Origin of the sequence: Streptomyces sp. NBC_01451, assembly GCF_036227485.1 — a bacterium.
GTDB lineage: Bacteria > Actinomycetota > Actinomycetes > Streptomycetales > Streptomycetaceae > Streptomyces.
Map to the genome: position 1 here is coordinate 7,220,086 of NZ_CP109479.1, position 13,672 is coordinate 7,233,757.

12 protein-coding genes are annotated in these 13,672 nt (G+C 72.1%); 4 read left to right on the top strand and 8 right to left on the bottom strand.

Annotation, left to right across the window (positions count from 1 at the left end):
- Nucleotides 1–206: 206 nt before the first annotated feature.
- Together lipA and lipB are read right to left on the bottom strand one after the other, a co-directional pair.
- The gene (lipA, locus tag OG595_RS31755; protein WP_327694376.1) at nucleotides 207–1,172 is read right to left on the bottom strand and encodes a lipoyl synthase; all 966 of its coding nucleotides are present in this window, start codon (nucleotides 1,170–1,172) and stop codon (nucleotides 207–209) included.
- A 312-nt stretch (nucleotides 1,173–1,484) separates the two neighbouring features.
- A complete protein-coding gene (gene lipB, locus OG595_RS31760) occupies nucleotides 1,485–2,279 on the bottom strand; it encodes a lipoyl(octanoyl) transferase LipB (RefSeq protein WP_329283383.1) in 795 nt (264 codons plus the stop codon).
- Between the two features lie 285 nt (nucleotides 2,280–2,564).
- Between lipB and OG595_RS31765 the strand changes: the two genes are divergently transcribed.
- Nucleotides 2,565–4,004, top strand: coding sequence for a regulator (locus OG595_RS31765; protein ID WP_329277961.1), 1,440 nt, complete (start codon nucleotides 2,565–2,567; stop codon nucleotides 4,002–4,004).
- Nucleotide 4,005: 1 nt separating this feature from the next.
- On the opposite strand, the gene OG595_RS31770 is transcribed toward OG595_RS31765, so the two are convergent.
- Together OG595_RS31770 and OG595_RS31775 are read right to left on the bottom strand one after the other, a co-directional pair.
- On the bottom strand, nucleotides 4,006–5,463 hold the full coding sequence (locus OG595_RS31770) for an NAD(P)/FAD-dependent oxidoreductase (protein ID WP_329277963.1): 1,458 nt from the start codon (nucleotides 5,461–5,463) through the stop codon (nucleotides 4,006–4,008).
- Between the two features lie 233 nt (nucleotides 5,464–5,696).
- A complete protein-coding gene (locus tag OG595_RS31775; RefSeq protein WP_329277965.1) occupies nucleotides 5,697–6,596 on the bottom strand; it encodes a TIGR01777 family oxidoreductase in 900 nt (299 codons plus the stop codon).
- Between the two features lie 62 nt (nucleotides 6,597–6,658).
- Between OG595_RS31775 and OG595_RS31780 the strand changes: the two genes are divergently transcribed.
- On the top strand, nucleotides 6,659–7,225 hold the full coding sequence (locus OG595_RS31780) for a GNAT family N-acetyltransferase (protein WP_329277967.1): 567 nt from the start codon (nucleotides 6,659–6,661) through the stop codon (nucleotides 7,223–7,225).
- 46 nt (nucleotides 7,226–7,271) lie between these two features.
- Here OG595_RS31780 and OG595_RS31785 read toward each other — a convergent pair whose 3' ends face one another.
- The gene (locus tag OG595_RS31785) at nucleotides 7,272–8,456 is read right to left on the bottom strand and encodes a MarP family serine protease (protein ID WP_329277969.1); all 1,185 of its coding nucleotides are present in this window, start codon (nucleotides 8,454–8,456) and stop codon (nucleotides 7,272–7,274) included.
- A gap of 214 nt (nucleotides 8,457–8,670) precedes the next feature.
- Here OG595_RS31785 and OG595_RS31790 point away from each other — a divergent pair, with 214 nt between their 5' ends.
- Both OG595_RS31790 and OG595_RS31795 read left to right on the top strand, forming a co-directional pair.
- Nucleotides 8,671–9,465 (top strand): peptidoglycan recognition protein family protein, encoded by a 795-nt coding sequence (locus OG595_RS31790; RefSeq protein WP_329277971.1) that lies wholly within the window; start codon nucleotides 8,671–8,673, stop codon nucleotides 9,463–9,465.
- 124 nt (nucleotides 9,466–9,589) lie between these two features.
- Nucleotides 9,590–9,862, top strand: coding sequence for a hypothetical protein (locus tag OG595_RS31795; RefSeq protein WP_329277972.1), 273 nt, complete (start codon nucleotides 9,590–9,592; stop codon nucleotides 9,860–9,862).
- A 125-nt stretch (nucleotides 9,863–9,987) separates the two neighbouring features.
- Here OG595_RS31795 and OG595_RS31800 read toward each other — a convergent pair whose 3' ends face one another.
- The 3 genes from OG595_RS31800 to OG595_RS31810 form a co-directional block, all read right to left on the bottom strand.
- Complete coding sequence (locus OG595_RS31800) at nucleotides 9,988–10,512, bottom strand: DUF4240 domain-containing protein (protein ID WP_329283385.1); 525 nt, start codon at nucleotides 10,510–10,512, stop codon at nucleotides 9,988–9,990.
- Nucleotides 10,513–10,605: 93 nt separating this feature from the next.
- Nucleotides 10,606–11,826 (bottom strand): RNA-guided endonuclease InsQ/TnpB family protein, encoded by a 1,221-nt coding sequence (locus tag OG595_RS31805; RefSeq protein ID WP_329277974.1) that lies wholly within the window; start codon nucleotides 11,824–11,826, stop codon nucleotides 10,606–10,608.
- 337 nt (nucleotides 11,827–12,163) lie between these two features.
- Nucleotides 12,164–13,243, bottom strand: coding sequence for a helix-turn-helix transcriptional regulator (locus tag OG595_RS31810; RefSeq protein WP_329277976.1), 1,080 nt, complete (start codon nucleotides 13,241–13,243; stop codon nucleotides 12,164–12,166).
- Nucleotides 13,244–13,672 lie beyond the last annotated feature (429 nt).

Sequence of the window (13,672 nt, forward strand, 5' to 3'; positions counted from 1 at the left end):
CCTGCCGGTCAAACACCGATGAAGCCTTGATACGGAAGGCGAAAACACCGATGCGGCCCCGACGTGTGCCCTCAGCTGGGAGGACGGTCGGAGCCGCACGGTATCGGCCGTTACTGGCGGGTAGTCACTTGTGCGCGAATTCACACGTCTGCCGCGCCCTTGCCGGGCAAGGTGGGTGACGGTGTGTCAGGTAGCAGACGCCTTGTTCACACGGCCTGCGAGGCGATGTACGAACCCCGCTTCTCGACGGCCATCTGGTAGAGGCGGCCGGCGCGGTACGACGAACGCACCAGCGGGCCGGACATGACACCGGAGAAGCCGATCTGCTCGGCCTCCTCCTTCAGCTCGACGAACTCGTGCGGCTTGACCCAGCGCTCGACGGGGTGGTGCCGGACGGTCGGACGCAGGTACTGCGTGATGGTGATCAGCTCGCACCCGGCCTCGTGCAGCTGCCGGAGTGCCTCGCTGACCTCCTCGCGGGTCTCGCCCATGCCGAGGATCAGGTTCGACTTCGTGACCAGACCGTAGTCACGGGCGTCGGTGATGACCTTGAGCGAGCGGTCGTAGCGGAAGCCGGGCCGGATGCGCTTGAAGATGCGGGGGACCGTCTCGACGTTGTGCGCGAAGACCTCGGGCCGGGAGGAGAAGACCTCGGCCAGCAGCTCGGGTACGGCGTTGAAGTCGGGCGCGAGCAGCTCGACCTTGGTGCGCCCCTCTTCCCGTCCCTCGGTCTGCTGGTGGATCTGGCGCACGGTCTCGGCGTACAGCCAGGCGCCGCCGTCCTCCAGGTCGTCGCGGGCGACGCCGGTGATGGTGGCGTAGTTGAGGTCCATCGTGACCACGGACTCCCCGACACGGCGGGGCTCGTCGCGGTCGAGTGCCTCGGGCTTGCCGGTGTCGATCTGGCAGAAGTCGCAGCGCCGGGTGCACTGGTCGCCGCCGATGAGGAAGGTGGCCTCGCGGTCCTCCCAGCATTCGTAGATGTTGGGGCAGCCGGCTTCCTGGCAGACGGTGTGCAGGCCCTCGCTCTTCACGAGGTTCTGCATCTTCGTGTACTCGGGACCCATTTTCGCCCGGGTCTTGATCCACTCGGGCTTGCGCTCGATGGGGGTCTGGGCGTTCCGGACCTCCAGGCGCAGCATCTTGCGTCCGTCGGGTGCGACTGCGGACACGATGGCTCCCTGTAGCTTCGATTCTTCGGCGTACACCAGGGTACGCCCGTGCGCTCCCCGCCCTACGAGGTGGGCAACCTTCGGGACCGGGGGTGCATTCCCGCGGCCGGGTTTCCTCGCCCCCGCCGCCCCTACCCGTCCCGTTCCTGGGGGCTGCCGCCCCCGGACCCCCGCTTCGGCCCTGAACGGGCCTTGTCCTCAAACGCCGGACGGGCTGACTTTCCAGCCTCTCCGGCGTTTGAGGAGCGGGGGTTCGGGGGCAGCGCCCCCGAGGACGGGACGGGTGGGGGCGGCGGGGGCGAGAAAAAACCCCTACGCCGATGCCCCCTCCACCACCCTCGCCCGCAGCTCCGCGCCCTCCAGCACATCCCGCAGATGCCGCTCCACCACCGGCAGAACCTCTCGCACCGTCACATCCCGCCCCAGCTCGTTCGCGAGCGACGTGACCCCCGCGTCCCGGATCCCGCACGGGATGATCCGGTCGAACCACACGTTGTCCGGGTTCACGTTCAGTGAGAAACCGTGCATCGTGACCCCCTTCGCCACCCGGATCCCGATCGCCGCCAGCTTCCGGTCCTCCCGCCGCTGCCCGGCGTTCGAGGGCGCGTACTCGGGCCCGTTGAGCCGGGGATCGAACTCCTCGTCCGTCAGGCGCGGGTCCAGGTCCAGCGAGAGGCCCCCGAGCGCGGCGGCCCGCTGCTCGACCGGATCGCCCAGCACCCACACCCCGCTGCGCCCCTCCACCCGAGACGTCTCCACCCCGAACTCCGCACAGGTACGGATCAGCGCGTCCTCCAGCCGTCGTACATGCGCCACGACGTCCACCGGACGCGGCAGCTTCTGGATGGGGTAGCCCACCAGCTGGCCCGGACCGTGCCAGGTGATCTTGCCGCCGCGGTCCACGTCGATGACCGGAGTGCCGTCGAGGGGGCGCTCGCTCGGGTCGGTGCGCCGGCCCGCCGTGTAGACCGGGTGGTGTTCGAGGAGCAGGCAGGTGTCGGGGATCTCGTCCGCGAAACGGGCCGCGTGCACCCGGCGCTGCTCGTCCCAGGCCACCTGGTAGTCGACGTACCCGGTGCCGTCGGCGCCCTCGGCACCGAATCCCATCCGGACGAACCGCAACTCACCACTCACGGGGGCGCCTCCCTGGCTGTTTCCGCGACTTCCTCGGCAACTGTGCGTCAGGCGCGAAAAGCGCCCAAGCCACTGTACGTCCGGTCGATCCCCGTCAGTCCGGCGCCCGATTCTCACACGATCGGATGAATGTACGGCGGAATGTGCGATCGGCTGCTTACGCTCCGCTACATTCGCGCCGTTCACGAGGCCAAATAGGGCTGCTCACCAGCAATCCGGGCACATCAGAGGGCCCGAAGGCAGGAGACCGCACCGCAGATGACGGAACGACCCGCGCAGCGCACGCCCAACCGACAGCTCGCCGCGCTCATCGCAGAAGCGGGATTCTCCAACGCAGGTCTGGCCCGCCGGGTCGACCAGCTCGGTCTCGAACACGGCCTCGACCTGAGATACGACAAGACATCGGTGACCCGCTGGCTGCGCGGGCAGCAGCCGCGCGGCACCACCCCCGCGCTCATCGCCGAGGTGTTCACCAGGCGCCTGGGGCGACGGCTCACCGCCCAGGATCTCGGGCTCGACGCCTGTGCGCCCGTCTACGCGGGGCTGGAGTTCGCGGCCACCCCCGAGGAGGCCGTCGACATCGTCAGCGGGCTGTGGCGCAAGGACTCCGGCAGCCACGCCGAGCTGCGCAAGATCGCCTTCACTCCGGCCGGGCTCGTCGTGCCCAGCCGGGACTGGCTGATCGGCCGGCCCGACGACCGGGTCGGGCGCGGCGACCAGCCCGTCGTACGGGTGCCCGTACAGGGGCGCCCGGGCGTGCCCCGGCAGCGCGGGCAGGCCGAACGCGGCCCCGGGCAGAAGGTCACCGGAGGTGACATCGCCGCGCTCCGCTCGGTCGGCGAGCTGTTCCGCACCCTCGACGACGCCTACGGGGGCGGCCACGCCCGGCAGGCCCTTGTCCGCTACCTCGAACACGAGACCGAACCCATGCTGCGCGGCACGTACGGCGAGCAGACGGGCCGCCGGCTGTTCGCCGCGGCCTCCGACCTCACCCGGCTCGCGGGCTGGACGTCGTACGACATCGCCGCGCACGGCCTCGCCCAGCGCTACTTCGTGCAGGCGCTGCGGCTCGCCCAGGCGGCGGCGGACCGGGCGTACGGCTCGTACGTGCTGGCCACCATGAGCCGGCAGGCCGTCTACCTCGGGCACGGGCGGGAGGCCGTGCAGCTCGCGCGGGTGGCCCAGCAGGGGGTCGGCACCACCGCGCCGCCCGTCGTCCAGTCGCTGCTGCACGCCTGCGAGGCACGCGCCCACGGGGTGCTGGGGGAGGTCCGGGCCTGCACCGCCTCTCTCGTACGGGCCGAACGCGCCCTCGAAGCGTCCCGGCCCGGCGACGAGGTCCCGCACTGGGCACGGTTCTTCGACGAGGCGCAGCTCGCCGACGAGTTCGGGCACTGCCACCGCGATCTCCAGCAGTTCCGTGCCGCCGCCCAGCACGCGGAGCGCTCGCTCCAGCTGCGCGCCCCCGCCTTCGCCCGCAGCCGGCTCTTCTGCCGCGTCGTGCTCGCCTCGGCCCGGCTGGGCCTCGGCGAGCTCGACCAGGCCTGCCTGCTGGGCGCCGAGGCGGCCGGCGCGGCGACGGAGATGCGCTCGGTGCGGGCGATCGAGTACGTACGGGACTTCGAGCGGCGTCTGGAGCCCTACCGGGACGCGGCGCCGGTCAGGGGGTACCGGGACAAGGTCGCCGCGTTCGGATAGCTCACGCGGCAGCCGTTTCCTCCGCTGTGGCCGCCGCCGTCGCCGTCGGCACTGCTGATGTCGCCGTCGCTGTCGTCCGCAGTGGCCCCGCCACGTGCATCGGGCCCGCGCCCAGGTCCGTCAGGATCGCGGACGCGGCCCGGTGCCCGGAGTGCAGGGCGCCCTGGACGGTGCTGGTGTCCCGGTGGTCTCCGCACACGTACAGTCCGGCCAGCAGCCGTACGGGGCGGCGCAGGTCGTGTGGCGGGCGCATCGCGGGCACCGCCTCGGCGGTGTGGTGCACGGCGAGCGTCTCCCAGCGCGCGGTCGACATCCCGTAGAGGCGGGACAGGTGGTCCCGTACCGCCGTGTCGACGTCCGGGGGAGGGGTGCCCAGCACCGTCGACGAGATCAGCGGGCGGCCGGCGGGGGAGCGGGACGGGTCCACACGGCTGACCACCGCCGTGTGCGCCACCGGGCCCCCGCGATCCGCGTCCAGGAGCAGGAACGCGCCGGTGGCGGGCGCCTCGTCGGCCGTGTGGTGGACGACGGTCACCGGGTGGAAGCCGGGCACGCGCAGACCGGGCAGCAGACCGGCGGCGGCGCGCGCGTCGGTCGCCACCAGGACGGCCCGGCAGCGCAGTTCGCCGTGGTCGGCGGTGGTCACGAGGTTCGTGGCGATGGACGTGACCCGTACCCCGGTGTGCACCGTGCCCGGCGGCAGCGCCCGCGCGAGCAGCTCCGGCAGGGTCTCCGCGCCGCCCTCCGGCACACACAGCCGGCCGCTCGCGAACGCCCGCAGCGCGAGATCCGCGCACCGGCTCGACGTGGTCAGCTCGGGGTCGCAGAGCAGCGCGGCGAGCAGCGGGCGCAGAAAGCCCTCGACCGTACGGGCGGGCAGACCGCGGTTCGCCAGCGCGAGGGCGGCAGGCAGCTCGGGGCGGGCCAGCAGCCGTTGCACGGGGACCCCGGCGAGCCGGCTCAGCGCGGCGCCGAGCCGGGCCTGATCGACCGCGCCACCGACCGCCCCGCCCACCGTCCCGCCGAGGGGTGCGCCGGTGCGCGCCCCCGTCGATGCCGTCGGCCGGGGGGACCTGGCCGTCCGCGCGGGCCTGGGGGCGCTCGCCAGGGCGCGCACAGCGCCGAGCGCGCCCCGTGCGCCCCCTCCGCCGAGCGGGGCGCCCGCGCGGTACCTCCGTCCGTCGCCGTGCACCAGGACACCCGGTGCGAAGGGACGCAGGACGAGCGCGTCGAGGCCCGGGGTCAGCCGCAGTTCGGGATACGACGTGGACAGGAGCTGACCGATCCGGTCGAGCCGGAAACCGTCGACCTTCTCGGTCGCCATCCGGCCCCCGACGTAAGGGGCGGCCTCCAGGACCGCGGTCGTTACTCCTGCGCTGGTCAGCCGATGGGCCGCCGCGAGTCCGGCGACCCCGGCCCCCACGATGACGACGTCCGCCTGGTACGCGGGCTCAAGCACGTGCCCTCCCTCGATCGCGGTGACGCGGCCGGCCGGGGCACCGTTGCCCCAACAGGCTTACGGGATAAGCGAGTTCGGTCGCGCCGACGGGTCCGACGGTTCCGACCGTTCGGACCGAGAGTAGGGCGGCTCGCGACAGGCGGAAGTCGCGCATGAACAGGGCACGGTCGCACACCGGTCGCATGCGGTCGCACCCTGTCACCCAGGGCGCGGGCCAGGGGCGCGGAACAGGATCAGGCCCGCGCCGCCCGGATCGCGTCGTCGATCTCCGGATACGCGAAGGTGAACCCGGACTCCAGCAGCCGCTTCGGCAGCACCCGCGCGCTGCCGAGCACGTCCCCGGACATCTCGCCCAGCACCAGCCGCAGCACGGGCGCGGGCACCGTGAACAGCGTCGGCCGCCCCAGCACGCGTCCCATCGCCGCCGTGATCTCCCGGTTGGTGAGCGGCTGCGGCGCCGTCAGGTTGAACGCCCCGGACAGCCCGTCGGTGTCGATGAGATGCCGGATCGCCGCCACCTCGTCGTGCAGCGCGATGAACGACCAGTACTGGGAGCCGTCGCCCATCCGTCCGCCCAGGCCCGCCCTGAACAGCGGGAACAGCTTTCCCCAGGCTCCGCCCCCGCTCGCCACCACCAGCCCGGTCCGTACGAAGACCGTCCGCACGCCCGCCGCCTCGGCGGCGCCCGCGGCCCCCTCCCACTCCACGCACACCGACGGCAGGAAGCCCTCTCCCGCGGGGGAGTCCTCGTCCACGGCCCGGTCGCCGGTCTCCCCGTAGTAGCCCATCGCGCTGCCGTTCACGAAGACCCGCGGCGGCTCGTCCAGCGAGGCGACGGCCTCGGCGAGGGTCGTCGTGCCCAGGACCCGGCTGTCGCGGATCTTCCGCTTGTACGCGTCCGTCCAGCGCCGGTTGCCGACACCCGCCCCGGCCAGGTTCACCACCGCGGTGCAGCCGGCGAGCCCGGCCACGTCGACCGTCCGCCCTTCAGGGTCCCAGCGGACCTCGTCCTTCGTCCGGGGCGCATGCCTCACCAGGCGGGCGACTTCGTGCCCGTCGGCGGTCAGTGACCGCACCAGGGCCGTACCGATGAGACCGGACGCGCCGGCCACCGCGATTCGCGAACGTTCCATGCCCCCATCCTGCGCCACCTGCTCCGGGCCCGTTGTCGTACCCCCGCTCTAGAGTGATTCCCATGTCGCCCGTGCCGCATCAACCGCATCAGCCGTACGACGGCCAGGAGGGCCAGGAGGACCAGGAGCCCTCCGCCGGCCATGAGCCGTTCGTGCGCCCCGCCCTGGCCGACGACGACGAGGCCCTCGGCAGACTCGACCGTGCCACCTGGTCCACCCTGCACTCCGTCACACCCCGGGCCAGACCGCCGTACAAGCCGTTCTTCGGCGAGAACTCCGAACCGGGCGACCACCTGGTCGCCGTGACGGGAGACGGCCGGGTCGTCGGCTATGTCAGGCTCGCCCGGCCCACCTCCCTCGCGTCGAACGCGCACGTCCGGCAGATCCAGGGGCTCGCCGTCTCCGACGAGGCACGCGGCATGGGCGTCGGACGGCTGCTGATCCGGGCCGCCGTGGCCGAGGCCCGCCGCCGGGGCGCCCTGCGCCTCTCGCTGCGCGTCCTCGGGCACAACACCCCGGCCCGCAGGCTGTACGAGTCGGAGGGCTTCGTCGTCGAGGGCGTACAGCCCAGGGAGTTCCTGCTGGACGGGGAGTTCGCGGACGACGTCCTCATGGGCCGGGCCCTGTAGCCATCCGGGTGCGGATGTCCGATTCCCGATGCCTGGTGCCCGATGCCTAGGACGTGACCAGGTCGCCGGTGTCCACCGCGGCCGTCGAGGTCGCCGCGCGTTCGGCGTCGCCGGAGACCTCGTCCACCGTCAGGACGTAGCCCGTCTCGTCGTCGGACGTGGAGCGGGCGAAGACCACGCCGAACACCTTGCCGTCGGTGGTGAGGAGCGGGCCGCCGGAGTTGCCGGGGCGGACGGTCGAGCGGATCGAGTAGATCTCGCGGGTCACCGTCTCGCTGTTGTAGATGTTCTGGCCCCTCGCCCGCACCTTGTCGGCGACCGTGGCGGCCTGCAGATTCAGGTCGCCGTCCTGCGGATAGCCCGCGACCACCGCCGAGTCGCCCCGCTTCGCACTGTCGTCGAAGCGCAGGACGGGGGCGCGCAGATCAGGGACGTACAGCACGGCCACGTCCTTCTCGGGGTCGAAGAGCACCACCCGGGCCTCGTGCGCCGTCCCGACCCCGCCGACCCGGACGGTCGGGTTGTCGATACCGGCCACCACATGGGCGTTGGTCATCACATGCCGGGCCGCGTACACGAAACCGCTGCCCTCGCGGCCCTGGTCGCCCGCGACACCCTCGATCTTGACCGTGCTCAGCTTGGCCGCGTTCGTCGCACTCGCCGTGACACTGTCCCCGGTGGGCTTGGCGACGCTCGTCGCCGGTTCGTTCTCGAAGGGGTTGAAGACCTGCGGGAAGCCCGCCTGGGTGAGCGCGGACGTGGCCCGCGAGAACCAGGTCGGGGTGGTCTCCGGCATCGAGTCCTGCACCGCGCCCAGCAGCGCCGAGTCCCGGATCGCCGTCGTGACCACCGGCGAGGAGGAGGCGCCCAGGACGCTCGCGGCCACCCAGGCCACCATCAGCACGGCGACCCCGTTGGCCACGGCCCCGCCGACCCCGTCGGCGACCCGCAGCGGCCCCCGGTCCAGCTCGCGGCGCAGCCTCAGCGCGAACCTGCCCATCAGCTCGTGGCCCACCACGGCCGGCACGAGCACCGTGAGCACGGCGGTCACCGTCGCCGCGGGTGTCCCCGCCGTCACCAGCTCCATGATCCACGGCAGCACCCACACCCCGATGACGGCGCCACCCACGAACCCGGCCAGAGAGACACAGCCCGCCACCAGGCCGCGCCGGTAACCGGACGCCGCGTAGCCGACGATCACCAGCAACAGCAGGACGTCGAGCAGGTCCACTCCGGCCGCCTTTCCTCTGGACCCTGCGGTCCCCCGTACACATGCCTCACACGCGGTAGTACGCGCGGGACGGGCCCGGTGATCAGTCGCCGATCAGTCACATGCGCGCATCCGGCGCCTGGACCTGTAAAAACGTCCCGGACCGGGACGATGGTTCCACCAAGTGGCACACCACACATCGCGGGCGTAACCGTACTGGCCAACAGTGGGGCCCATGGGGTCCAAGGGGTCCAGGGGTGACTCGCGTGTCCGCCGCGTACCGGGCGCCGCCCGCGTGGCGCTCGTCTGCCTGCCCGCGGTCGCCGCCGCCGTCGGACTGGTCCTGTGCGCGACCGGCGCCGACCGCACGCCGTCGCGCCGGGCACACCCCGTCACGGCCCGCCCGGCCGTCACCCACTCCGCCGCCAAGCCGCGCATCGTGCCCCGTACCGCCTGGATCGCGGACGCCGAACGCGACCGGCCGCCGCCGCGCTACGACGACCGGGTCATCGCCGTGTTCGTCCACCACACCGACTCGCCCAACGGCTACGACTGCGCCGACGCGCCCCGCATCATCCGCTACCTGTACGCCGGTCAGGTCGGCTCCCGCGACTGGGACGACATCGGCTACAACTTCGTCGTCGACCGCTGCGGCACCATCTACGAAGGCCGCGCGGGCGGCGTCGACCGCCCCGTCACCGGCGCCCACACCCAGGGCTTCAACCATCGCACCGCCGGCATCGCCGCCCTCGGCACCTTCACCGCGGGCGTGCCCGTACCGCAGGCCATGACCGACGCGATCGCCGCTGTCGCCGCCTGGAAACTCGGCCTCTCGGACACCGACCCGCGCGCCGGCGTACGCCTGGTCTCCAGCAACGACCTCAGCCGCTACGCGTCCGGCACCGCCGTCACCCTGCCCGCCCTGGCGGGCCACAACGCCGGCTACATGACGAGCTGCCCCGGCGCCGCCCTCACCGCCCGCCTCCCGGCGATCAGACAGACGGCGGCGCGACTGCAGGGCCGCCGCTGAGTACGTGGGACGACCGGGACGACAGGGGCCGGCACGGGCTCACAGGTACACCACAGCGCGTTCAACGGGGCGCCCCAACTCCCCGTCCTACCTTCGTCGTACGCACTGACCGGAGGTGGGGATCATGAGCAGCAGCAGTCGTACGAACCCGCTGGAGCGGACCGAACGGGCCGACGGCAAGAGGTCTTCCGGCGGCTGGGCGGGGGCCGCACGGAATCCGTGGACCGTGCTCTGCGCGGTGGCGACGGTCGTCCTGGGCCCGGCGGCGGCCACGGCGTCGGCCCTCGACCAGGCCAACGCGGCCCCCATGCACCACCACCACGTCGTACGGGTCGACGGCACGCAGCAGGCGTACATCCCGTCGGACCTGACCCGCCGCCGGGGCACGGCGGCCTGAGACGCCCGCGCCGGGGCCACGACGGGGCTACGGGATCACTGAGTCACCGGGTCACGGTGTCACTGGGCATGGGGTCAGCTGACCAGGGGATCGAAGGACCGGGGTATCCCGGAACCCGAGGACGCTCAGGCGCCCTTGAACCGCTGCCACAGCTTGGGATATCGGTCGGCGAGAGCCCCTTCGTCCGCCAGGTCGATCGGCGTCCCCTCGGGCTCCGCCGACGCGGGCGGAATACCCAGATCCGGGGCGACGGTGCCGGTGAGCTGCTCGTACGCCTCGTCGGCCGCGTAGCCCAACTCCTCGCCGTCCCCGTCGATCTCCGCGTCGAAGTCGTCCAGGAGATCGGCGAGCGAGTCCGGATCGCCGTGCAGGGCGCCCTCGAAGACCTCGCGGCCCTGGCCGATCAGCCAGCACCGGAAGAAGTCGAAGGCGTCGTCGTCGGCCCCGTCGATCAGCACCCGGGCGGCGCCCCACAGGTCCCAGCGGTAGGCCCGGTTGTAGCGGGCCTCGAAATGCCGGGCGAAGTCGAGGACCGAGTCCGGGTCCAGCTGGAGCAACTGCTCGACCAGCAGGTCGGCCTGATCCTCGGGGTCACCCTCGGCGGCCTCACGGGTCGCGTCCACCAGCTTCCAGAACTCCGTCTCGTCCATCACGGGTCCAGCATCGGGCCTGGAGAGGAGGGATGCACGTGGAGATACGCGGATTTGAATCCTCCCCTCCCTGAAGGGAAGGGGATTCCTGGCTCAGGCCGCCTCCTGGAGCAGCGCTCCAGGAGGTCTTCTGCCGTCAGCGCCAGCCGGGTTGAGACCAGCCCGGACGAGCATGACGTGTGCGGAGTTCTTGTCCCGTGGGGACACGTTTCCGCACGTGGTGCAGGTGTAGGTGCGCTCACCCAGCGGCAGGCGATGCTTGGCTCTCGCATCGCAGTGCGCGCAGTCCATCGTGGTGTGCGCGGGGTGGACGAGGCGGATGTCCCGCCCGTGTTTGCGGCCCATCTCGATCAGTGCGGCCTTGGTGGCGCCGATGGCGGCGTCAGCGGCCTTGCGGGCCATGGTGCTCTTGGCGAGGAACTTGGGGCGGAAGTCCTCAACGGCGATGGCGTCGTGGTCGCGGACGACCTTCTTGGCCCACTTGCGGCCGGTGTCCGCACGCTGCCTCGCGACCTTCTTGTGCGCCTTCGCCCGCAGTTTCTTCGCTTCGCGGTAGCCCTTCGATCCGGGCTGGCCCTTCTTCGGTTTACGGCGGGCCATCATCCGGTCGTACCGGGTCAGCTGCGCCCGCGCCTTCCTGCCGTGCCCGGCGTGGGGGAGGTCGTGTGCGTCGGAGGTGGTGGTCGCGGTCTCCTTCACTCCCCAGTCGACGCCGAGGAGGCGTCCGGTCTCCGGCAGGGGCTGGACCTGGGCCGGGATGACGAACGAGCCGTACCAGTGGCCGAGGCTGTCCTGGTAGACGCGCACTGAGGACGGCTCGCCGGGCAGTTCCCGCGACCACACCACCGTCAAGACGATGCCGCCCGCCAGGTGTAGACGGCCGTCCTTCAACCGGAAGCCACGTTTGGTGTAGTTGAGGGTTGCCAGCGCCTCGTGCTTCTTCGTGTAGGCGGGCATACCCGCGCGGCGTGCCATGGGCAGGCTCTCTTTGATGTCCTTGTGCGCCTTGGCGCGGGAGCGGCCGAAGTCACGGATGACCTGCTGCTGGACAACGGACGAGCCCTCACGCAGCCACGGTGTACGGCCGCGGGCTTCGGTCAGCATCCTGTCGAGCTGAGCAGGACCGCACGTGGCCTCCTGACCGGTGGCCTTGTTGTGCAGGTGTACGGCCTTGGACTTGGCGGCACATTCGTTCCACAGCCACCGGCATCGGCCCCACTCCGCCGCCAGAGCGGCGCCGGCAGTGCACGACATGCGCAGCCGGTAGGTGTAGCGGGCATGCCCCACCTCCGCAGCCGCCCTCACCTGCGCCATCTCGCCCCCTCACGCTCCCTGGCCGGGACACCGTGCCGTCCCGAACCCCCTGAAGGAACATACGTACGACAGCCGCACAAGCAAACCCCGATCCCCCAGCCTCACCCCGACCAGCGATCACAGGAACACACGTTCGCATCGCCTCGATGAGGGGCCAAGAGAGGTACGGGCGCTCCGCGCCCTGAAACCGGATACGGCGACGCTCCGCGTCACGACACCCGGATGCGATTGCTCCCCGGCGTGAACGCCAGGGCCTCCTTCTTGAAAGAAAACAGGGGAAAACAGGTGATGGGGTGTACAGACCCGCCGGCCTCGAGAGCTCGCGCCTCTCGGTGAACTACTCGGCTGGTGGAGGTGGAGGTGTAGGTGGGTGTGAAGCGGAGTACAGCGCCCCCAGCCGTCGCGCGTCCCGCGCGAACCGCGCCCGCAGTTCCGGCGGCGCCAGCACCTCCGCCTCCGGCCCGAGCGCCGCCAGCTGCGTATGGGCGACCTCCGCCGACTCCACGGCGAGCGTCACGGTGACCCGGCCCAGCCCGTCGGGCTCGCCGCCTGTCGACAGCGCGTCCCGGGCGGACACGGGATCGACGGTGTACGGCAGCCTGCGCGCCCCCTCCGCCGAAAGCCGTACGACGACCTCGGCACGCAGGATCGACCGCGCGAACTGCTCCGCCCGCTCCTCCCAGAACGCGGGCAGGTCGAAGCCGGCGTCGCGCGAGAAGCGACCGTCGAGGCCAGGACCAGGGCCAGGGCCAGGACCGGGGCCGACTGCTCGGCCGGTGAACTGGACGGAGGTGAACCGGTCGACGCGGTACACCCGGAAGGGCCCGGACCCGGGACCGGCGTGCTCCGGCACCCGGGCGCACAGATACCAGACGCCCGCCTTGAGGACGAGCCCGTACGGCTCCAGCACCCGCTCCACGTCGGTGTCGCCGGAGCCGCGCCGGTAGCGGGCCAGGATCGGCCGGTCGTCCCACACCGCCTCCGCGACGGCGGACAGCGACTCGGGGGTCGGGGGCTCGCTGAACCAGGCGGGCGCGTCCAGGTGGAAGCGCTGGGCGGCTGTGCGGGGGGCGTCGCTGAGGGAGGGCAGGAGGGCGGCGGACACCTTGAGGCGGGCCGCCGAGGCGGTGTCCTCCAGCCCCATCTCGCGCAGGGCGCCCGGCACTCCGCTCAGGAAGAGCGCCTCCGCCTCGCCGCGGGCCAGTCCTGTGAGGCGGGTACGGTACCCGCCGACCAGCCGGTATCCGCCGGCCCGCCCCCGGTCGGCGTACACGGGCACGCCCGCTTCGGACAGGGCCTGCGCGTCCCGGGTGACGGTGCGCTCGGACACCTCCAGCTCCCGGGCCAGCTCGGCGGCGGTCATGGACGGCCTTGACTGGAGCAGCAGCACCATTTTGATGAGGCGGGCAGCACGCATGGGTTCATGATGCCCGGGGCGCGTGAAGGGTTCTCGCCCCCGCCGCCCCTACCCGTCCCATCCTCGGAGGCTCCGCCCCCGAACCCCCGCATCGCGCTGAACGCGCTCGTCCTCAAACGCCGGACGGGCTGAGAGGTGGGGCCTGGGCTGGAGTGACAGTCAGGGCGGGGGGTGGGTAGCAGGGCTCGTGCTGAGCCGGGCTCGCCTTCCCGCGCCGGGCGGGGTGAGGCACCGGGCCTGGGCTGGAGTGACAGTCAGGGCGGGTGGGTGGGAAGCAGGGCTTGTGCTGAGCCGGGCTCGCCTTCCCGTGCCGGACGGGGTGAGGCACCGGGCCTCGGGTGGGCGGGCCCTGCTGGTCGGTCGCCGGGCGCGCTCGTGGTGTTCGAGGGCGCCCGGCGAACAGGCTGGAAACGGGCGGGTGGGTGGGGG

Bases quoted from the DNA above. Each gene is read 5' to 3' on its own strand.
- OG595_RS31800 (WP_329283385.1), bottom strand. From the start codon at position 10,512: ATGGACGAGACGGAGTTCTGGAAGCTGGTGGACGCGACCCGTGAGGCC.
- OG595_RS31805 (WP_329277974.1), bottom strand. From the start codon at position 11,826: ATGGCGCAGGTGAGGGCGGCTGCGGAGGTGGGGCATGCCCGCTACACC.
- OG595_RS31775 (WP_329277965.1), bottom strand. From the start codon at position 6,596: ATGGAACGTTCGCGAATCGCGGTGGCCGGCGCGTCCGGTCTCATCGGT.
- OG595_RS31790 (WP_329277971.1), top strand. From the start codon at position 8,671: ATGGGGTCCAAGGGGTCCAGGGGTGACTCGCGTGTCCGCCGCGTACCG.
- OG595_RS31795 (WP_329277972.1), top strand. From the start codon at position 9,590: ATGAGCAGCAGCAGTCGTACGAACCCGCTGGAGCGGACCGAACGGGCC.
- lipB (WP_329283383.1), bottom strand. From the start codon at position 2,279: ATGGGATTCGGTGCCGAGGGCGCCGACGGCACCGGGTACGTCGACTAC.
- OG595_RS31810 (WP_329277976.1), bottom strand. From the start codon at position 13,243: ATGCGTGCTGCCCGCCTCATCAAAATGGTGCTGCTGCTCCAGTCAAGG.
- OG595_RS31780 (WP_329277967.1), top strand. From the start codon at position 6,659: ATGTCGCCCGTGCCGCATCAACCGCATCAGCCGTACGACGGCCAGGAG.
- OG595_RS31765 (WP_329277961.1), top strand. From the start codon at position 2,565: ATGACGGAACGACCCGCGCAGCGCACGCCCAACCGACAGCTCGCCGCG.